The sequence below is a fragment of the Streptomyces sp. CB01249 genome, assembly GCF_001905735.1.
GTDB lineage: Bacteria > Actinomycetota > Actinomycetes > Streptomycetales > Streptomycetaceae > Streptomyces.
This window is the reverse complement of the sequence record NZ_LISW01000001.1, coordinates 1,394,398-1,413,402: the sequence shown is the minus strand read 5'-3', so window position 1 is coordinate 1,413,402 and position 19,005 is coordinate 1,394,398. Positions and strand designations below refer to the sequence as shown.

At 72.8% G+C, this 19,005-nt stretch carries 17 protein-coding genes; 9 read left to right on the top strand and 8 right to left on the bottom strand.

What is annotated here, in order from left to right; all coding sequences use genetic code 11:
* Positions 1-61 precede the first annotated feature (61 nt).
* The gene (locus tag AMK18_RS06025; RefSeq protein WP_241836460.1) at positions 62-2,341 is read right to left on the bottom strand and encodes an ABC transporter ATP-binding protein/permease; all 2,280 of its coding nucleotides are present in this window, start codon (positions 2,339-2,341) and stop codon (positions 62-64) included.
* A gap of 202 nt (positions 2,342-2,543) precedes the next feature.
* Complete coding sequence (locus AMK18_RS06020) at positions 2,544-2,870, bottom strand: DUF5132 domain-containing protein (RefSeq protein WP_018099847.1); 327 nt, start codon at positions 2,868-2,870, stop codon at positions 2,544-2,546.
* A 507-nt stretch (positions 2,871-3,377) separates the two neighbouring features.
* Between AMK18_RS06020 and AMK18_RS06015 the strand changes: the two genes are divergently transcribed.
* The 5 genes from AMK18_RS06015 to AMK18_RS05995 all read left to right on the top strand — a co-directional run bounded on the left by AMK18_RS06015 (position 3,378) and on the right by AMK18_RS05995 (position 9,826).
* Positions 3,378-4,961, top strand: a complete 1,584-nt coding sequence (locus AMK18_RS06015) for an ABC transporter substrate-binding protein (RefSeq protein ID WP_073861920.1) — start codon at positions 3,378-3,380, stop codon at positions 4,959-4,961.
* Positions 4,962-4,975: 14 nt separating this feature from the next.
* Complete coding sequence (locus tag AMK18_RS06010; protein WP_073861919.1) at positions 4,976-5,944, top strand: ABC transporter permease; 969 nt, start codon at positions 4,976-4,978, stop codon at positions 5,942-5,944.
* 2 nt (positions 5,945-5,946) lie between these two features.
* Complete coding sequence (locus tag AMK18_RS06005) at positions 5,947-7,812, top strand: dipeptide/oligopeptide/nickel ABC transporter permease/ATP-binding protein (protein WP_241836459.1); 1,866 nt, start codon at positions 5,947-5,949, stop codon at positions 7,810-7,812.
* Positions 7,809-8,600 carry an ABC transporter ATP-binding protein gene (locus tag AMK18_RS06000; RefSeq protein ID WP_073861917.1) on the top strand — a complete coding sequence of 264 codons (792 nt, stop codon included), beginning with the start codon at positions 7,809-7,811 and terminating at the stop codon, positions 8,598-8,600. Before AMK18_RS06005 ends, AMK18_RS06000 begins: the two co-directional genes overlap by 4 nt.
* A gap of 161 nt (positions 8,601-8,761) precedes the next feature.
* Entirely contained in the window at positions 8,762-9,826 is a 1,065-nt protein-coding gene (locus tag AMK18_RS05995; protein WP_073861916.1) for a 3-oxoacyl-ACP synthase III family protein, read from the top strand.
* Positions 9,827-9,856: 30 nt separating this feature from the next.
* Here the strand turns inward: AMK18_RS05995 and AMK18_RS05990 are convergent, their stop codons facing one another.
* Positions 9,857-10,480, bottom strand: a complete 624-nt coding sequence (locus AMK18_RS05990; protein WP_073861915.1) for a phosphatase PAP2 family protein — start codon at positions 10,478-10,480, stop codon at positions 9,857-9,859.
* Positions 10,481-10,860: 380 nt separating this feature from the next.
* On the opposite strand from AMK18_RS05990, the gene AMK18_RS05985 reads away from it, so the two are divergent.
* On the top strand, positions 10,861-11,658 hold the full coding sequence (locus AMK18_RS05985; RefSeq protein ID WP_073861914.1) for an ABC transporter permease: 798 nt from the start codon (positions 10,861-10,863) through the stop codon (positions 11,656-11,658).
* Positions 11,658-12,287 carry a hypothetical protein gene (locus AMK18_RS05980; protein ID WP_073861913.1) on the top strand — a complete coding sequence of 210 codons (630 nt, stop codon included), beginning with the start codon at positions 11,658-11,660 and terminating at the stop codon, positions 12,285-12,287. Before AMK18_RS05985 ends, AMK18_RS05980 begins: the two co-directional genes overlap by 1 nt.
* Here the strand turns inward: AMK18_RS05980 and AMK18_RS05975 are convergent.
* The 3 genes from AMK18_RS05975 to AMK18_RS05965 are packed head-to-tail and all read right to left on the bottom strand — an operon-like array spanning position 12,268 to position 15,062.
* A complete protein-coding gene (locus AMK18_RS05975) occupies positions 12,268-13,326 on the bottom strand; it encodes an ABC transporter substrate-binding protein (RefSeq protein WP_073861912.1) in 1,059 nt (352 codons plus the stop codon). The two genes, AMK18_RS05980 and AMK18_RS05975, sit on opposite strands and share 20 nt — an antisense overlap.
* A gap of 40 nt (positions 13,327-13,366) precedes the next feature.
* Positions 13,367-14,257, bottom strand: a complete 891-nt coding sequence (locus AMK18_RS05970; protein WP_073861911.1) for an ABC transporter permease — start codon at positions 14,255-14,257, stop codon at positions 13,367-13,369.
* Positions 14,247-15,062 (bottom strand): ABC transporter ATP-binding protein, encoded by an 816-nt coding sequence (locus AMK18_RS05965; RefSeq protein ID WP_073861910.1) that lies wholly within the window; start codon positions 15,060-15,062, stop codon positions 14,247-14,249. Before AMK18_RS05965 ends, AMK18_RS05970 begins: the two co-directional genes overlap by 11 nt.
* A 213-nt stretch (positions 15,063-15,275) precedes the next feature.
* Here AMK18_RS05965 and AMK18_RS05960 point away from each other — a divergent pair, with 213 nt between their 5' ends.
* Together AMK18_RS05960 and AMK18_RS05955 are read left to right on the top strand one after the other, a co-directional pair.
* Entirely contained in the window at positions 15,276-16,916 is a 1,641-nt protein-coding gene (locus tag AMK18_RS05960; protein ID WP_018099859.1) for a sensor histidine kinase, read from the top strand.
* Positions 16,909-17,613, top strand: coding sequence for a response regulator (locus AMK18_RS05955; RefSeq protein WP_073861909.1), 705 nt, complete (start codon positions 16,909-16,911; stop codon positions 17,611-17,613). Before AMK18_RS05960 ends, AMK18_RS05955 begins: the two co-directional genes overlap by 8 nt.
* A gap of 7 nt (positions 17,614-17,620) precedes the next feature.
* On the opposite strand, the gene AMK18_RS05950 is transcribed toward AMK18_RS05955, so the two are convergent.
* Positions 17,621-18,571, bottom strand: coding sequence for a M56 family metallopeptidase (locus AMK18_RS05950; RefSeq protein WP_073861908.1), 951 nt, complete (start codon positions 18,569-18,571; stop codon positions 17,621-17,623).
* Positions 18,568-18,951 (bottom strand): BlaI/MecI/CopY family transcriptional regulator, encoded by a 384-nt coding sequence (locus AMK18_RS05945; protein WP_018099862.1) that lies wholly within the window; start codon positions 18,949-18,951, stop codon positions 18,568-18,570. Before AMK18_RS05945 ends, AMK18_RS05950 begins: the two co-directional genes overlap by 4 nt.
* Positions 18,952-19,005 lie beyond the last annotated feature (54 nt).

Genomic DNA, 19,005 nt, shown 5'->3' with positions numbered 1-19,005 from the left:
GCGCAGGGCGCACCGGCCGCGGTGGCGTCACGCGGCCGGGCGGTGGGGCGGGTTCCTGCGGTCAGGCGGCGAGTTCGCCGGCCTGGAGCTGCCAGAGGGATGCGTAGAGCCCGTGCTGGGCGAGGAGTTCGTCGTGGGTGCCTTGCTCGGCGACGATGCCGCCCTTGTCCAGGACGAAGATGCGGTCGGCGTGGCGGACCGTGGAGAGGCGGTGGGCGATGACGACCATGGTGCGGTCGGCCGCGAAGCTGTGCAGCGTGCGCTGGATGGCGGCCTCCGTCTCGTTGTCCACGGCGGAGGTGGCCTCGTCCAGGATGACGACGGGCGAGTCCTTGAGGATCGCGCGGGCCAGGGCGATGCGCTGCCGCTGGCCGCCGGAGAGCGCGGCGCCGCGTTCACCGATGAGGGTGTCGTAGCCGTTCGGCAGGGTCGTGATGAAGGTGTGCGCCTCGGCCATGGCGGCGGCCCGGACGACGGCCTCGTCGGAGGCGCCGAAGCTGCCGTAGCGGATGTTGTCGGCGATGCTGCCGTCGAAGAGGAACGGGTCCTGGGAGACGAAGCCGATGGCGTGGCGCAGTTCGTGGCGGCGCAGGTCGCGGACGTCCCGGCCGTCGAGCAGGACGCGGCCGGACTCCGCGTCCTGGAAGCGCATGAGCAGTTTGGCGATCGTCGTCTTGCCGGAACCGGTGGCCCCGACCAGGGCGGTGACCCGTCCGGCCGGGATGGTCAGGGACAGGTTGTCCAGGGTCGCCGGGCGGCCGGGGTAGCCGAAGGTGACCTCTTCGAGGGCGATCTCGCCGCGCACGGAGGGGAGTTCGAGCGTCCCTTCCCCGCTGTCGGCCTCGACGGGCAGTTCGCGCAGGCGCTGGACCCGGTCGTAGGAGGCGAGGGTGCGCTGGTACTGGTCGGCGATTCCGCCGAGCCGGCTCATCCGCATGAGCAGCATCTGCGGGAGGCCGATCAGGGGGCTGAAGACCTCGAAGCGGAGGGTGCCGTCGAGGACCGCGCGGCCACCGACGAGCAGGGTGCCGGCCATCGACGCGGTGGTGCAGGCCCGGACGGTCTCGCCGTGGCGGAGGGTGCTGCGGTCGGTGCGGTGGCTGCTCTCCTGAACCGCTTCGCTCAACCGGTCGACGCGCTCGGCCTCGTACGCCTCGGTGCAGAAGCTCTTCACGGTCGCACCGGCTTCGAGCGAGTTGATCACCTGGCTGCCGAGCCTGGCGCGGTGTTCACCGGTGGCGGCGTAGTCCGTGGCGGCCCTCTCCTGGTGGCGCAACGACAGCCAGGCGATGACCGGGATCGGGAGGAAGGCGATCCAGGCGATCTGGGGGGCCAGCAGGAGGAACGCCGGTACGAGCAGGGCCAGGCTGGTGCCGAGTTGCAGGACGTCGTTGGCCGGACCGGCGAAGAAGGCGCCGAGCTGGCCGACGTCGTTGGTGAGGGTGCCGGCGACCCTGCTGGTCCGCTCGCCCTCCAACTGGCCCAGTTCGAGGTGCTGGACGTGCCGGTAGGCGCGGCCCCGCCAATCGTGCTCGATGTCCTGGCCGAGCCGTCGCCATTGGACGTTCGAGGCGTACGAGAGTCCGGCGACGGCTGCGCAGGCTGCGGCCACCAGGCCTGCCAGGCCCAGGAGTTGGGCGGACGCCGTGGTCAGGCCGAGCCCGGCGAGCGGGGCCGCCTCGCCCTTGATGAGGACCAGGCCGGTCCAGCCGAGGAAGGTGCCGAGCGCGATCTCCGCGGCCTGGCAGGCGACGGACAGGGCGGCGGCTCGGTAGAGGCGGGGGCGGTGCGGTCCGACGATCTCCAGCAGCGGGTGGCCCTCTCCCTCGGGCCCGGCCGCCTCGGCCGTTCTGCTCCATGCCTTCCGCAGGACGACCGCGGTCGCGGCGGCCACTCCGCCGACGGCCACCAACTGCCGGGTCAGGGCCGACCCCTTGACCAGCGCCGCACCGGCCGCGACCCCGCCGCCGACGGCGAGCACCGGCCGTACGACGAGGCCCGGGTCCACCCTGGGGGACTCCGCGGCCGGGTCCGTCGCCGCGCGCCCCGTGCCGGTCGCTTCCCGGGAGAGCCGGGCGACGGTGCGGCCGATGATCCGGCCGACGTCCGCGGCGCGCAGCCGCCCGTCGTGCCGGACGAGCACCCCGCCGGTGACCGGGCTGGCCTGGGCCTCGGTGATTCCGGGGATGTGGCGCAGCGCGGCGGCGAGGATCTCGGCCGTCCGGGGGCGTCCGACGACGAGCCCGACGTCCCAGCGCTGGCGGCCCGGTGTGACCGAGCGAGGGCTCGCGGCCGGTTCCACGGAGCGGAATCCGGATGCGGCTCCCAGTAGCGATGGCATGTGTACGTTCACCTGTTTGCGGAGGTCGCGGAAGGCCGTGACGGAGTCGACGGATCGGGGCGACGGAGCGGGAAATGAGATGCGGGGCGGGCCCGGAGGGGGTGCGCGGGCGGACCGGCCCGCGAACGGCCGCCACCCTGGCGCGTTCCGCCGCAATCGGTCGGCGGGCGCGCCCGGTGGCGGCCGCGGGTCACACAGGCCGTCAGTGCGTCTTTCCGGCGGCGCTCTCGGCGGTCGCGCGGATCTTCGGGGCCCTCCGGTCCCCCTTGGCACCGGCCCCGGTCGTGTGCTGACCGGGCACGGAGTGGCCCTCGGTGTCGGCGGCGGCCATCTGGGCGGCGACCACGTCGGCGGCTACCTCGGCCGCGAGGTCATGGATGTTCTCCCCGGCCTCGTGGGCCGCCTTCTTCACCTCCATCGCGATTCCGACGGACGCTTTGACGACTCCACCCACCAGTGGCTTCAGCAGGCGCTTAGCCAGCGGCGCGACGATGAGTCCGACGAGAAACGGCGGTACTACAGGCGGCATGACGCTCCATCCTCTCCACGCATACGTATGACAGGGAACCCGGGCACGAGAAATGGGAGCGGCGCACGGCCGGGCGGAAATAGGTATTCCGTTTCGACATCCGGTACGGGCCCGGAAAATCCGGTACCGAGCCGGGAAATCGAATTCCCGGACGCGGGATCACGCCGTCCGATCCCTTGATCACGGTAGTTCAACCACACCCGCCTGGGCCAAATGGATTCCTCCGGGTTCACTCGTGTGAGTGTCCGTGGCCATTTCTCGTGTCCGGAATTGAGCGCAGCCCCGAATCATTCCGGAGCGATTATCCGACTAACCCTTTCGAAGCGTGCCGCACGGCCCCTCCCCCGACACCGCCGCCCCGACTCGTACGGGTGAATCAAGATCGGCCTCCCCGGCCGCCCCCGGCCGCGCCCGCCCCGACGGCCAGGCACTTTCCGGCGCTCGAACAGGCTTTCCGCGTAAGGAAGTTGGATCATCGAGCCCGCTCCCCGGTGGCACCATGACGCCATGCTCCGACGCACCCCGCCGGCCGCCCTGACGGCCGCGCTCACCGCCTCGGCCCTCGCGCTGAGCGGCTGCGGCGGCGTCGCCCGTTCCTCGACGACCACCCCCCTGGTGGACCGCGGCACCGTCCGGATCGCCGAGGCGGGCGAGACGCCGAGCTTCGACCCGTACTCCACCTTCGGCGCCTCCCAGGCCCGTTACGCCTACGACTCCCTGGTGAACCCCGCCCCCGACGGCGGCCTGGTCACCGGCCTCGCCACGGACTGGCGGGCCACGGCGACCGAGGCGGTGTTCACGCTCCGCGCGGGCGTCACCTGCTCCGACGGCACCCCCCTCACCGCCTCGGCGGTCGCCCGGTCGCTGACCTACGCGGCCGACCCGGACAACCAGCTCGCCGGAGCCCGTACGGTCCTGCCGAACGTCCCGCTCACCGCCCGCGCCGACGACCGGAGGCGCACGGTCTCGGTGTCCGCCGCCACCCCGTACCCCTTCCTGATCCGGACGGTCGGGCTGCTGCCGGTCGTCTGCCCGGCCGGGCTGGACCGGCCCGGCTCGCTCGCCCGCGCCACGCAGGGCACCGGCCCCTACGTGCTGACCCGCTACACCCCCGGCGGACCGTACGAGTTCACCGTCCGGCAGGGCTACACCTGGGGGCCCGCCGGGGCGACGACCGCCGAGCGCGGCCTCCCCGAGCGCATCGAGCTCTCGGTGGTGCCCCAGACGTCCACGGCGGCGAACCTCCTGCTGACCGGGGGCGTCGACATCGCGTCGGTGAGCGGACCCGACCGCGCCCGGCTCACCGGTCACGGCCTGGCCACCACCGAGGTCGCCACCGTCATCGGGATGACCTTCTTCAACCAGCGCCCCGGCCGGGTCCTCGCCGACCGGGCGGTGCGCCGGGCCCTGGTCTCCGCCCTCGACCGCCGGGGCCTCGCCAACGTCGCCGTGGGCGGCACCGGCACCCCCGCCCGGGACTTCGGCGCCGAGGGATCCGTCTGCCACGGAGACCTCGCCGACGCCAACCTGCCCGACCGGGACACCGCCGAGGCCCTGCGGGACGCGGGCTGGACCCGATCGCCCGGCGGTCCGCTCGCCAAGGACGGCCGGGCGCTCCGGCTCCGCCTGATCACCAGCCCCGATCTCGGCCCGACCCTGGCATCCGTCGCCGAGCTGATGGCCCGGCAGTGGACGGCGCTCGGCGCGAAGGTCGAGCTGGTCACCGAGAGCCTTCCGGCCCTGGTCAACGCGATGTACACGACCGCCGACTTCGACGTGGTGGTCGGCAGTACGCCGGGCTTCGCCCTCCCGGCGGGCTTCATCCCCTTCTTCTCCGGCCCCGCCCCCGCCGGTGGCCTGAACTTCGCCGGGGTGGTCAATCCGGAGTACGAAGCCCTGGTCGCCCGGGCCCTCCGGGAGCCGGACACGACGGGATGCGCCACCTGGAACAGGGCCGCCGCCGCGCTCTTCCGCTCGGCCGACGCGCTGCCCATCGCCGAGGGCCGCAGCGGCGTGTACGGCCATCGCACCACCTTCACCACCACGTTCGGCGGTCAGCTCGTCCCCACGAGCATCCGCCTCCACCAGTGATCCCGGGACCCGCCATGACCGTTCCCGCCCTGCTGCGGCACCCCTGGACGGTGTTCCTGGGCCGCCGCGGCCTCCGGCTCCTCGTCTCGCTCGGCATCGTCCTCACCGCGTCGTTCGCGATGATCCGCCTCATCCCCGGCGACCCGGTGCGGGCCGCGCTCGGTGTGGACGCCGCCCCCGACCTCGTCGCCGCCCGGCGACACGCGCTCGGGCTCGACATGCCGTTCCTGGCCCAGTACCGGCAGTACCTCGGCGGCCTGCTGCACGGCGACCTCGGGACCTCGCTGGTCACCGGGGCGCCGGTCGCGGAGCTGGTCCGCACCCGGCTGCCGGCCACCCTGGAGATCGCCGGCCTCGCCTTCCTCACCGCGCTCGCCGTCGCCCTGCCCGGCGGGCTGCTCGCCGCCGTCCGCACCCGCGACGGCCGCCACCCGCGCACCGAGCTGGCGTTCACCACGGTCACCGCCGGTCTGACCGGGGTGCCGGACTTCGTGCTGGCCGCCGGGCTCACCGCCCTGCTCGCCGTCGGCCTCCAGCTGTTCCCGGTGGCCGGTGCGGCGGGCGTCGCCTCCCTCGTCCTCCCCGTCCTCGCGCTCTCCCTCACCCCCACCGCCGTACTCCTGCGCATCGTCAGGGTGGAGGCGCTGAAGGTGCTCGACGAGGACTATCTGCGTACCGCACGGAGCAAGCGGCTGTCCGCCGCGCGCCGCCATCTGCGGCATGCCGCACCGAACATGGCGTCCGCCGCGCTCACCGTCGCCGGAAGCCTGCTGCCCGCCCTGATCGCGGGCACCGTCCTGGTCGAGAAGGTGTTCGCCTGGCCGGGCATCGGGTCCGCGATGGCCCAGTCCGTGGTCGCGCAGGACTATCCGGTGGTCCAGGCCATGGTGCTGGTGCTCGGCACCACCGTGCTGCTCGCCGGTCTCCTGGTCGATGTGCTGCTCGCCCTGCTCGATCCCCGCTCGGCGATCCGGGAGATGTGATCATGAGTCTTCCCGCCGGTCTCCGGCGCTCCCCCATGGCCTGGGTCACCGGGCTCATGCTGGCGGCGCTCGTCGTGCTCGCCGTGGCGGGCCCGCTGTTCTGGGGCGCGGCGGCCGACCGCCCGGACCCCTCGGCCGTGCTCCAGGGGCCCTCGGCGGCGCACCCGGTCGGCACGGACGGACTCGGCCGGGACCTGCTGGCCCGCATCCTGACGGCCGCCCGGCCCTCGCTGCTGCTCGCGCTCGCGTCGGTCCTGCTCGGTGCGACCGCGGGGGTGCTCCTCGGGGCCTGCACCGCTGTCGTCGGCCGGCGCGCCCGACGGCTGGCCGCCGGGCTGATCAGCCTGCTGCTCGCGTTCCCGGCGCTGCTGGTCGCGATGTTCCTCGCGGTGGTGTTCGGCGCGGGCACGACCGGCGCGGTGCTGGCCCTGGCCGCCGCGAGTGTGCCCGGGTTCGCGCGGCTGGCCCAGACCCTCGCGGCCGGTGTGGCGGGCACCGACCACCTGGCCGCCGCGCGGGTCCTCGGTCTCGGTCGCCTGCGGCTGCTGTGGCGCCATGTCCTGCCGAACATCGCCGAGCCGCTGCTCCTGAGCGTCACGACGGCGGCGGGCACCGCCCTGGTCGCGCTCTCCGGGCTGAGCTTCCTCGGGCTCGGCGTCCAGCCGCCGGGCTACGACTGGGGGCAGCTGCTCAGCCAGGGGCTCGACCGGATCTACGCCGAGCCGCTGCCCGCGCTCGCCCCGGGCCTGGCGCTGCTGTACGCGGCGCTGACGTTCCAGCTGCTGGGCGAGGTGCTGGCCGGGGGCGCCGCCCGGCGCGGCCCGGTGGCGCGCATCCCGGCGCAGCGGTCCACGTCGAGCGGCCCCGCCGAGGAGGGGCAGGTCCTCCAGGTCGACGGCCTCAGCGTCGAACTGCCGACCCCGGCAGGGCCGGTGCGCCCGGTGCGCAGGGTGAGCCTGTCGCTCGGGCGGGGCGAGATCGTGGGGCTCGTCGGCGAGTCGGGGTCGGGCAAGTCGCTGACGGCGCTCGCCATCGCCGACCTGCTCCCGTACGGCGCCCGGGTGTCCCGGCGTACGCTGCGGCTGCTCGGGGCCGACCTCGGCGCGCTGACGCGCAAGGAGCGGGACCGGCACCTCGCGACGGGCCTGTCGGTGATCTTCCAGAACCCGGCGTCGGCGCTCAACCCGTCCCTGCGGATCGGCACCCAGCTCATCGAGGCGGTCCGGGCCCATCGCGGGGCGAGCCGCGCCGAGGCCACCGCGCAGGCCGCCGAGGCGCTGCAACGCGTCGGCCTGTCCCCGTCGTTGCTGCGCTCGCGCCCGTACGAGCTCTCCGGCGGCCAGCGCCAGCGGGTGATGATCGCCGCCGGGCTGATGGTGCGGCCGGGGCTGATCATCGCGGACGAGCCGACGACCGCGCTCGACGTGACCGTGCAGCGACAGATCACCCGGCTGCTCGTGGACATCCGGCGGGACACCTCCGCCGCGATCCTGTTCATCAGTCACGATGTCGCGCTGGTCGCCGAGTTCTGCGAGCGGGTGCTGGTCATGTACGCGGGCACGGTGGTCGAGGCCCTGCCCGTCGGCCGGCTCGCGGCGGGCGCCCGGCACCCCTACACCCGGGCGCTCGTCGCGTCGGTCCCGGACCTCACCGCCGACCGCGACCACCCGCTGCCGACGGTCGAGGGCGCGCCGCCCGATCCGCTCGCGCCCTCCCCCGGCTGTGCGTTCGAGGCCCGGTGCCCGAGCCGCCGGGACCGCTGCGCCGAGGAGGCTCCGCCGCTGGACGACCTGGGCTCCGGCCACCGGGTCGCCTGCTGGTACCCGCTGCCGGTGACGGCGGCCCCAGAGAAGGTGACCGCGTCATGACGGCCCTCCGGGTGGACGGTCTCACCGTCCGGCGCACCGGCCCCCGCGGTTCCTTCGCCGCCGTGGACGGGGTCTCGCTTGAGATCGCGCCGGGCACGACGCTGGGGCTGGTCGGGGAGTCGGGCTCCGGGAAGTCCACGCTGGCGGGCGCGATCGTGGGCCTGGTGCCGATGCGGGCCGGCCGGATCCTGGTCGACGGCGAGGAGGTCCGCACCCGTACCGTCCGGGACCGGCGACGGCTGGGCCGCCGGGTGCAGGTGGTTCTCCAGGACCCGGACACCGCGCTCGATCCCCGTATGACCGTCCATCAGGCGCTGGCCGAGGCGGCCACGGTGTTCCGGCGGCTCGACCGGGCGGGGCGCGCGGAGCGGGTCGCCGAGCTGCTGGATCTGGTCGGACTGGACGTCCGGCTCGCCGACCGGCTGCCCCGGCAGTTGTCCGGGGGGCAGCGTCAGCGGGTCGCGCTGGCCCGGGCACTGGCCGTCGGGCCGGGTCTGCTGATCGCCGACGAGATCACCTCGGCGCTGGACGTCTCGGTGCAGGCGTCCGTCCTGAACACGGTCCGCCGGCTTCAGCGGGAGCTCGGTCTGTCCATGCTGTTCATCGGCCACAATCTGCCGGCGGTCTGCCATGTCTCCGACGCGGTGGCGGTCATGCGGCACGGCCGGATCGTGGAGACCGCGCCGACCGGGACACTCCTGCGGGCACCGGCCCATCCGTACACCCGGGCGCTGCTCGACTCCGTACCGACTCTGCGTACGGCCCCGGGCGGGGAAAAGACGCCGTGACCGTCAGGGATTAATTCCCGCCATTTCGAAGTCAAGCTGCCGCACAATTCCTCACGCTCACGGATTACCGCACACTTTTCGCGCTGATTTTCCGTGAGACGATACGGCGGCTTCGGAATGCGACGGGGCCTTTCTCGAACCGCTTTCGAAAGGTACCGAATATGGGAGTTCTCGTGCCCGGTCAGCCCCTGTCCGAGCAGTCGGTCGACCAGCCCCTGTCCCACCAGACGGGTGCCGGGCTGTCCGTGCCGTTCGCCGTCGCCGGGACCGGGATGCACCTCCCGCCGGCGGTCGTCACCAACCAGGACCTGACCCGCACCCTGGACACGACCGACGCGTGGATCACCAGCCGCACCGGCATCCGCGAACGCCGCTGCCTGGCCCCGGACTCGGCGACCTCCGACATGTGCGTCGCCGCCGCGCGTCCGGCGCTGGAGGCGGCCGGGGTGGATGCTGCCGGGCTGGACGCGGTCGTCGTCGCCAGCTACACGGGCGACCAGCCGCTCGTGTCGACCGCGCTGATCGTCAAGGACGCCCTCGGCGCCCACCGCGCGCTGTCGCTGGACGTCACCCAGGCCGCCTGCGCCTCGGGCATCCAGGCCATGCTGATCGCCGCGCACCTCCTCCAGAACCCCTCCATCGGCACGATCCTGGTCCTCGCGGCCGACTGCGCGTCCAGGATCACCGACCCGGCCGACCGCACGACGCGTGTCTTCTTCGGGGACGCGGCGGCGGCCGTCGTGCTCACCCGCAGCGAGACGTCCGGGGCCGGTCTGCTCTCGTACGACCTGGGCTCCCGGCTCTCGTACGACGTCCAGATCCCCGCCGGGGGCTCCCGGCTGCCCGCGAGCGGCGACACCGTCGCCGCCGGGGAGCACTACCTGCGGATGGACGGGCGCGCCGTGTGGAACACCGCGACGACGCGGCTCCCCGAGAGCATCCGCAGCGCCGCGCACCGGGCCGGTGTGCCGGTCGACCAGGTGCGGCACTTCTTCCTGCACCAGGCCAACCTGAACATCCTCAATGAGACCCTGAGCGCCCTCGACGTCCCCCGTGAGCGCGCCGCCGTCACCATCGACCGGCTGGGCAACACCGGTTCGGCGGGCGTCTTCACCGCTCTGCACACCACGGTGGCCGAGGGCGCCCTGCGTCCGGGGGACGTCTATGTGCTGTCCGCCATCGGCGCGGGCTTCCAGTGGGGCAGCCTCTGCCTGCGGCACGCCTGACCGGGGTGCGGTCGCCCGCACCCCGGCGGGTCACGACTCGATCAGCGGACGCATACGGGTGCGATGGAACAGGGGCACCAGCGTCGGGGCGTACCGCGCCATCAGAAGCGCGAGGGGCAGGGCGACCAGGGCTCCGACGGCGAGACCGGCGAGAACGTCATGCGGATAGTGGGCCCCGACCCACACCCGGGACGCCGCCATCGCCAGGGCGATGACGGTGGCGAGGACGCCCAGGCGGGCCGCGACGAACCACAGGGCGACGGCCGCGGCGGCGGCCAGCGTGGCGTGGTTGCTGGGGAACGACCAGTCCCCGGGCCCCGGGCAGGCTTCGAGGGTGATGATGTGCAGGGACTGGCAGGGCCGGCTCTCGTGCACCGCCTGCTTCACCACCGTGCTGACGGCGAAGGCGACGAGGGTGACGAGCGGGGCGGCCAGCGCCTTCACCGCGTGTCCCGCGTCCCTGGTGCGGGCCTGCCACCATCCGATCAGCATCAGGACGGCGAAGAGGACGAGACCGTAGGTGGAGAACGCGGAGACGGCGCTGTCCAGCCAGGTCGGTGCGCCGTCCGCGGTACGGACGACGGTCGTGTACAGCTTCCCGTCGATGCCCGATCCGTCGTAGCCCGAGGCAGCGATCGTCGCGGTCCCGTGCATCAGGCCTCACCCACGCCGGTGCCGTGCGTGCGCCTGGAGCGCAGCCTGGAGGGGGGTGCGGCTTGGTGCGCGTGCGTCATCGGCGCTGGGCCCCTTCGATCATGGGCTGTCGGGTGAATCGGAGACGGATGACGACCGTTGTCAGGGACGCGCACACAGACTCTCGCGTCTACTGGCATGTAGTCGGTCTACATCACTGTAGACGATGAGGCGGAAGGGATGCCTCCGCAGAGGCAGGACAGGCTTTCCTCACCGTCTACATTTACGTAGACTCACCTGAGGCCGGGCAGCAGCGCCCGCGCCACCGGCTCACCCGCGCGAATCGAGGCACCCGCATGTCCGAAGAGGTCGCGGCTTCCCTCAGGTCGCGGTAATCGCCCGTGAACTCCGCCTCGGCCACGCTGCTGCCGGTCAACGCCGTGCTCGGCTGGGTCCTGGCCGTGCTCCTCGCCGCGGCCACCGCGGTCACCGCCTGGGCCCGGCTCTCCCCCGAACAGAGCTTCAGCCGCGCCCGCGAGGTGCTGACCGCCGGAGTCCGTGCGGCGGTCCAACTGGCCGCCGTCTCTGCCGTGATCGGCTGGGTGGTCCGGCACGGCGCGGCCCTGCTGGGCTTCCTGCTCCTGATGTACGCCGTCGCGGCGCGCACCGCCGGACGCCGCATCACCCGTGACAACACCTGGTGGTGGGCCGCCCTGCCCATCGCGGCCGGTGTGCTGCCGGCCATCGGCCTCCTGCTGGCCACCGGTCTGCTCCCGCCGCACGGCATCGCCCTCGTCCCGGTGACCGGCATCCTCATCGGCGGTGCCCTCACCGCGACCGTCCTGGCGGGCCGCCAGTGCACGGGGGCCCTTGAGCAGCGGCACGGTGAGGTCGAAGCCGGTCTCGCGCTCGGCCTGACCGAACGCGCCGCCCGGATCGAGATCGCCCGCCCCGCCGCCTCCGAGGCGCTGGTTCCGGGACTCGACCAGACCCGCACCGTCGGCCTGGTCACCCTGCCCGGGGCGTTCGTCGGCATGCTCCTGGGCGGGGCGGACACGCTGACCGCCGGAGCCGTGCAGCTCTTCGTGCTCATCGCCCTCATGGCCGTGCAGGCCATAGCCGTCAGCGTCACCCTCGAACTGGTCGCACGACGCCGCATCACGACACCGGGCCCCGGCGCGGCCCGGAGAGGGCGCTGATGGGTGCGAGCCACCGGCCCGAGGCCGATGCGGTCCAGGAGGCGGCGCCGCGGGCCGAACGCGCCGTGGCCTGGCTGGGGTCCCGTGACGAGGCCGTCGAGCCCTTCCGTGAGGCGCTGGGCGAACTGCCCACCGAACGGGACGACCGCCTGGCACGTATGGGCGATGTCCTGCAGGCGACGGCACAGGGGCTCGGGCCACGGGCGGCCGCGGTATGGGCCGGGATACCCGAAGCCCTCCTGGACCAGTGGCTCGCGCATGACGCGGCGTTCGCCTCGGCCGTGCGGGCGGCCTCCGCCCTGGCCTCGGCCCACGGCACGGAACCGGGCCGACGGAGGACTCCGGCGATGATCCGCGTCGTGATCCTGGCCATGAGCGGGGGCGCTTCCTGGTCCTCGGCCGCGGACACCGCCGGGATCACCGGCTCCGGACTCCGTCAGCTGTGGCGGGCCTCGCCCGTGCTGGTGGCCCTGGTGGACGCCGCGCGACACGGACGCTCACGCGGGGCCGGAAGCCGTGTACCGCCGTCCCGCCGGCCGCCGAAGCCGGGGCGTGCCTCGCCGGCCATGGGGTACCGGCTCGTGCGACGCGACGCCCCCGACACCCCGGTCAGCCCGCCTTCCGCGTGAACTCGCTCGTATACGTCTTGCGCAGGTCGATCGTGGCGTTCTTCAGGTTCGGGTTGAAGGACTTCAGGACCCGCTGCACCGTCGCGGGTCCGTCGGCCGGCATCATTCCGTCCTCGGTGAACATGGGCAGGGTGCTCTCGATCGCCTTGGCGTAGAGGCCGTCGCCGCCCTGCGCGTAGTCGCTGGGCATGCGCGCGGCGATCTCCTTCGCGCTGTGGGTGGACATCCACTTCAGCGTGCGCACGAAGGCGTTGGCGAGTTTCTGGACGGTGTCCTTGTGGGAGTTCACCCAGTCGGTGTTCATGTAGAGACTCGACGACGGGTACAGGCCGCCGAGCGCCTGCTGGGAGCCTTCGGGGGTGCGCATGTCCACGAGCACCTTGCCGAGCTTCTTGTCGAGGATGTGCGCGACGGTCGGATCGGTGGTCATGCCGCCGTCGATGGAGCCCTGCTGCAGTGCGGAGATGAAGGTCTGCCCCGCTCCGACCGCGACATTGCTGAACTTGTCCGTGGACACCCCGTCATGGACGCCGAGGTACTTGGTGAGGAAGTCGGTGGAGGAGCCGAGACCCGTCACGCCGAGCTTCTTGCCCGCGAAGTCCTTCGGCGACTTCAGTTCGCCCGCCGCCTTGTTCGACACGATCTCGACCTCGCCCGGGGTCTGGGCGAGCTGGACCACGGACTCGACCTGCTTGCCCTTGGTCTGGAGGTCCAGGGTGTGGTCGTAGAAGCCGACGACGCCCTGGACGTTCCCGGCGACCAGGGACGTGGTGGCGTCGATGCCGGCGGGCTCGCTCAGCAGCTCGACGTTGACGCCCTCGTCCTTGAAGTAGCCGAGGCGCTGGGAGAGCATCGCGGGCAGGTAGATGACCTTGTCGATGCCGCCCACCATGATCTTGACCTTGGGGCCCTTCCCTCCCGAGGACCCGCCGTCGGCGGCGTGGGAGGAGACCTGGTCGGCGCAGCCGCTGAGAGCGGCCAGCGCGGCGAGGGCCACGGCGGCGGTGGTGAGGGTGGTGGCCGGGGTGCGACGGAACATGTGCGGCTCCTGAATGCGGTACGGGCGGCGGCGAGCGGATCTAGCGGGCTTCATCAGCGGCGGGCTTCCAGCGGAAGAGCTTGCGTTCGAGGAAGGTGAGCAGGCCCTCGGCGAGCAGCGCGACGACGGCGAGGATGACCATCGCGGCGTACACACCCGCGGAGTTGAAGGTGCCCTGCGAGGCGGAGACGAGCAGGCCGATGCCCTTGGTGGCGCCGATGTACTCGCCGACGATGGCGCCGATCAGGGCGAAGCCGAAGCTGACATGGAGGCTGGTGAAGATCCATGAGGTGGCGGCGGGAATGACGACCTGGAAGGTGACCTGGCGGTCGCGGGCGCCGAGGATGCGGGCGTTGTCGATGAGGTGACGGTCCACTTCGCGGGCGCCCTGGAAGGCGTTGAAGAAGACCGGGAAGAAGACGAGGACGACGGCGGAGGCGACCTTCGACGCCGGGCCGAGGCCGAACCAGATGAGGAAGATCGGGGCCAGGACGATACGCGGCAGCGCGTTGAGGATCTTGATGTACGGGCCCAGCACATCGGCCAGGAACCGGACGCGGCCGAGCGCGATGCCGAGGACCACGCCCGCGATGACGCCGACGACCCAGCCGAGCAGCGCCTCGTAGAGCGTGTACCAGATCTGTTCGAGCAGGGAGCCCTGCGGGGTGCCGTGCAGCGCCCACTGCTGGATCTGGTCCCAGATCTTCGACGGCATCGAGAAGTTGAACGGATCGATGATCCCCGCGCGCGAGAACCACTCCCAGACGCCGAGGACGAACACCAGGACGGCGGCGCGGGCCAGCAGGACGATGCCCCGGCGTCGGCGCGCGGCACGGGCACGCTCCTCGGTGCGCACGGATGGCGTGGCGCCGTCCGCGTGGGGCGTGGCGGACTTGGTCAGGGCCGGTCCGGTGGTGAGGTCAGGCGACATTCAGGGCACCCCTCTCGCGCGTGATGCGGACTTCCTCGCCCAGCGACGACCAGATCTCGCGGTAGATCTCGACGAAGCGCGGCTCCAGGCGGACCGACTCGACGCGGCGCGGGCGCGGCAGGTCGATCGTGAAGACCTCCTTGACCGTGGCCGGGCCCGCCGTCATGACGACGACCTTGTCGGCCAGCGCGATGGACTCCTCCAGGTCATGGGTGACGAAGACGACGGAGGAGCCGGTGCCGGCCCACAGCTCCATCAGCTCGTCCGACATGAGGGCACGGGTCTGGACGTCGAGCGCGGAGAACGGCTCGTCCATGAGCAGGATCGACGGGTCGTTGACGAACGTGGCGGCCAGCGCGACGCGCTTGCGCTGGCCGCCCGACAGCTGGTGCGGGTAGCGGTCCTCGAAGGCGCTCAGCCCAACGCGGGCCAGCCACTCCCGGGCCCGCTCCCTGGCCTCGGCCTTGGGCACACCGCGGAAGCGGGGTCCGGCCATCACGTTGGACAGCACGGTCCGCCAGGGAAACGTCGCGTCCTGCTGGAAGACGAAGCCGACCCTGTCCTCGATGCCGCGCACCGGGGTGCCCGACAGCATCACCTCGCCCTCGGTCGGCTCCTCCAGCCCGCTGACGAGGGTGAGTGTGGTGGATTTGCCGCAGCCGGTGGGGCCGACGACGGCGACGAACTCGCCCTGCTGAATGGTGAGGTCGAGATCGTGGACAGCGGTGTGGAGGGTGCCGGACGGGGTGCGGAACGCCTTGTGGACACCGCGCAGTTCGATGGCCGGGCTCGATGGGCTTGTCATGCCGGGGACGTTAGGAACCGGCGGCCGGGCCGGGAAGTTTTGGCCTGCAACCGCTGCCATTTCCCGTAAAGGCGATTCTGCTCATTGTGCCGACCGCATCCGGGCCCGCTGCTGTCCGGGCTCTTCCCCGGCCGCGACGGCGACGGTTACGGTGCGCTCACCCCGGCGAAACGACTGGTCGCGCGGGCTGTTTCCCGAAGGCAGGTGTCACAGGTGGCCCGCTTGCGCGTCGGCTGGCCGAGGCAGGTGTTCGCCCAGGTGCTGATCGCGCAGTTGCTGATCACCACCGGGGTGCTGCTGCTTCTCACCGGTCTGTTCCTCCAGCCGCTCCGCACCCAGCTCGACAGCCAGGCCGAGCACGAGGCCCTGGCCATCGCCCAGACGACGGCGGCCGATCCGGAGATCGCCACGGGTCTCCTGTCGAGCACCCCCGATCCGGCGGGGCCCGTGCAGCAGCAGGCCGAACGCACCCGGAAGGCGACGGGCGCCCTCTATGTCGTGGTGATGGACCGGCGCGGGATTCGCTGGTCCCACACGGACGTGCGCGAGGTGGGCCGCCCGGTGTCGACGAGCCCGTCCACTCCCCTGCACGGTCACGTCATCCTGGAAGTGGACCGCGGCACCCTCGGCACCTCGGCGCGGGCGAAGGTCCCGCTCCGCGACGGCACGGACCGGGTCATCGGGGCCGTCTCGGTCGGCATCGCCTACTCCGGCGTACAGGAGCGCCTCATGGCGGCGCTGCCCGGACTGCTGCGTTACGCGGGCGCGGCGCTCGCGGTCGGCGCGGGCGCCGCGTTTCTGGTGGCCCGGGTCCTGCGCAAACGCACGCACGGGGTGTCCGTCGCGGACATCGCCGCGCTGCTGTCGGAGCGGGAGGCGATGCTGCACGCCGTACGGGAGGGGGTCATCGCCCTCGACCGGCACGAACGCGTCCGGCTGGTGAACGACGAGGCCTCCCGTCTGCTCGCGCTGAAGACGGACGCCGAGGGCCGGCAACTCGGCGAGGTGCTGCCGCCCGGGCGCTCCCGCGACGTCCTGACCGGCCAGGTCACCGGACGGGACCTGCTGACCGTCCGGGAGAGCCGGGTCCTCATCGCGAACCGGATGCCCACCCCCGACGGCGGCGCGGTCGTCACCCTGCGGGACCGCACCGAGGTCGAACTGCTGGGCCGCGAGCTCGACTCCATCAAGGGCCTCCTGGACGCGTTGCGCGCCCAGGACCACGAGCACGCCAACCGGTTGCACACCGTCCTGGGCTACCTCGACCTGGACATGCCCGAACGGGCCCGTGATTACGTCGCCGGGCTCACCCATGCCCGCCGCGCGTCGGCGGACAGCTTCGCGGAACGCGTCCGGAACCCGATGGTCTCGGCGCTCCTGGTCGGAAAGGCGGCCATCGCCGCCGAGCGGGGCGTGAGCCTGCGCCTGTCCGACCGCAGTCAGCTGCCCAGCCGGCTGGTCGAGGCCCGGGACATCGTGACGGTGCTGGGCAATCTGATCGACAACGCGCTCGATGTCGTCGGCGGCCGCACCACGCGGCCCTCGGTGGAGGTCGAGGTCTTCGTGGAGGCCGACACGGTCGTGACGCGCGTCAGCGACAACGGTCCGGGGGTGCCCGTGGAGCTGCGCGAGACGATCTTCGAAGAGGGGTGGAGCACCAAGGAGTCCCCGCACCACCGCGGCCGCGGGCTCGGCCTGGCCATGGTGCGCAGCCTCGCCGAGCGTTACGGCGGCACCGCCCGCATCGCCGCCCGGGCCGGCGGCGGTGCCGTGTTCACCGTCACGTTCCCCGCCATCGTCACCGGATCAGCAGCCCGCACGCAGCCCGCTCTGGCAGGAGAACACCGTGATTGACGTCCTGGTGGTCGACGACGACTTCCATGTCGCGGAGATCAACGCCGCCTACGTCGGCAAGACGGCCGGCTTCCGTGTGGTGGGCACCGCCCACACCGCGCTGCAGGCCATGCACATGCTGGAGAACCGCCATGTCGACCTGCTGTTGCTCGACCACTACCTGCCCGACCGCAACGGTCTGGACCTCGTACGCCTGATGCGGCAGAGGGGCCTGCGCAGCGACGTCATCATGGTGACCGCCGCACAGGACGTCGAGGTGGTCGAGGCCGCGCTCCGCTACGGCGTGCTGCACTACCTCGTCAAACCGTTCACGCTGGACGGCCTGCGTTCGCGGCTGGACAGCTACACCGAGTTGCGGCGCAGTCTGCGGGACGCCGGCACCGTGCCGAGCCCGGGCCAGCAGCAGATCGACCGCATCTTCGGAACGGTACGGGGTCCGGCGAGCGCGTCCACACCGTCGGCGAAGGGCTGGTCGAGGCCCACCGCGGACCTGATCCGGCAGGTCATCGACGGGGCCGAACACCCCCTGTCGGCCCAGGACGTGGCGACCCGCGCGGGCATCAGCCGCTCGACGGCCCAGCGCTACCTGCGCCACCTCCAGGAGAAGGGCTCGCTCCAGCTCTCGCTGCGCTACGGGGACGCCGGGCGGCCGGAGCACCGGTACGCCCGCACGGCCCCGGCGCGGCAGGCGGACTGACCGGCCGTCAGGAGACCTCGCCGCAGATCAGCCGCCGCGCCGCGAACTCGACGTACTCGTGCAGTCCGAACGCCACGGCGAGCGCCGCCACGGCTGCCGCCACCACCGACGCGGCGAGAGCGGCGACGCCGACGCGCCGGACGCCGCCGCGCGGCGGGACGGGCTCGGGCAGCAGCAGCGCCTCGACGCGTCGCGGCACGGGCCCCCTCGTGGCCGACAGCAGCGGATACCCGGCGACGCGGCCGCGCGCGGACCCGGCCAGGGCCGCACGCGCGATCGCCGCGGCGGCCAAGCGCCGGTCCCCGACGGCGGCGGCGGCCTCCTCGTCCGCCCACCGCTCCAGGTGGAAGGCGAGCGCTTCCCGCAGGCGCCGTATCGCCGGGTGGACGACCGCGACGAGGTCGGTCACCGCCGACAGCAGATGATGGCGCCCGGCGAGGTGCGCCCGCTCATGGGCCAGCAGGACCTCGCGCTCGCCCGGCTTCAGCGACCGCATCATGCCGGACGTCACGACCACCCTGCCCTGCCGCCCCCGGTACCCGGGCAGCGCGAAGGCGTCCACATCGGTGCCCGGGACCACCAGCACGTCCCCGTCCCCCGTGCCCGCCCCGACCGACAGCCATGCCGCCCCGAGCAGCGAACGGTGCCGGGTCCAGCGCCGGGCCAGCAGCACCAGCTGCGTCAGCATCACGGCCCCGGCCGCGCAGGCGAGGGGCACGGCCGCGGGCCACAGCTTCAGCACGTGGTTCAGCGGCAACCGCTCCAGCGAGGCGAGGAACGGTACGTGGAACAGGCCGATCAGCGCGGACAGTGTCCCGCCCGCCAGGAGAACGGCCGCACCGACGAGCGTCCAGCACGCCCAGCGGGGCGGCAGCCGGTCCGCGAGACGCCCCGCGAGGGCTGCGCCGCCCCAGGGGAACGCGAGCGTCAGCACGACCACGACCAGTACGTACGTCACTCGGGTCCGCCTTCGGCCTCCAGGAGCAGGCGGCGCAGGGTCTCCTCGTCGTCCTCGGACAGGGAGGACACGAAACGCTGCAGCACCAGGTCACGGCGGGGGTCGCCGTCCAGCTCGCGGCGCATCCGCCCGGCGGCCATCCCGGCCTCGTCCTGCACCGGCTCGTACGCGAAGCCGCGCGTCACCGGGACACGGCGCAGCGTGCCCTTCTCGTACAGGCGTCCCAGGATGGTCGCCATCGTCGTCCTGGCCAGCCCCTTGTCCAGCGCGGCATTCACCTGCTGCGCGGTCATCGGCTCGCCCGCTTCCCAGAGCACGGCCAGGACATCCGCGACGAGCTCGCCGTGCGGGCGCCTCCCGTCCCGCGGCTTCTTCGGCACTGTCTCTCCCGTCCTCCCACGGCTTGTGAGGTATGCCTAATCTAGCGCCATCGG

Excerpts from the sequence above, each read along its gene's own strand:
- AMK18_RS06010 (WP_073861919.1), top strand. The coding sequence starts at position 4,976 with ATGACCGTTCCCGCCCTGCTGCGGCACCCCTGGACGGTGTTCCTGGGC.
- AMK18_RS05970 (WP_073861911.1), bottom strand. The coding sequence starts at position 14,257 with ATGTCGCCTGACCTCACCACCGGACCGGCCCTGACCAAGTCCGCCACG.
- AMK18_RS06025 (WP_241836460.1), bottom strand. The coding sequence starts at position 2,341 with ATGCCATCGCTACTGGGAGCCGCATCCGGATTCCGCTCCGTGGAACCG.
- AMK18_RS05980 (WP_073861913.1), top strand. The coding sequence starts at position 11,658 with ATGGGTGCGAGCCACCGGCCCGAGGCCGATGCGGTCCAGGAGGCGGCG.
- AMK18_RS05975 (WP_073861912.1), bottom strand. The coding sequence starts at position 13,326 with ATGTTCCGTCGCACCCCGGCCACCACCCTCACCACCGCCGCCGTGGCC.
- AMK18_RS06005 (WP_241836459.1), top strand. The coding sequence starts at position 5,947 with ATGAGTCTTCCCGCCGGTCTCCGGCGCTCCCCCATGGCCTGGGTCACC.
- AMK18_RS06015 (WP_073861920.1), top strand. The coding sequence starts at position 3,378 with ATGCTCCGACGCACCCCGCCGGCCGCCCTGACGGCCGCGCTCACCGCC.
- AMK18_RS05965 (WP_073861910.1), bottom strand. The coding sequence starts at position 15,062 with ATGACAAGCCCATCGAGCCCGGCCATCGAACTGCGCGGTGTCCACAAG.
- AMK18_RS06000 (WP_073861917.1), top strand. The coding sequence starts at position 7,809 with ATGACGGCCCTCCGGGTGGACGGTCTCACCGTCCGGCGCACCGGCCCC.
- AMK18_RS05990 (WP_073861915.1), bottom strand. The coding sequence starts at position 10,480 with ATGCACGGGACCGCGACGATCGCTGCCTCGGGCTACGACGGATCGGGC.
- AMK18_RS06020 (WP_018099847.1), bottom strand. The coding sequence starts at position 2,870 with ATGCCGCCTGTAGTACCGCCGTTTCTCGTCGGACTCATCGTCGCGCCG.
- AMK18_RS05995 (WP_073861916.1), top strand. The coding sequence starts at position 8,762 with ATGGGAGTTCTCGTGCCCGGTCAGCCCCTGTCCGAGCAGTCGGTCGAC.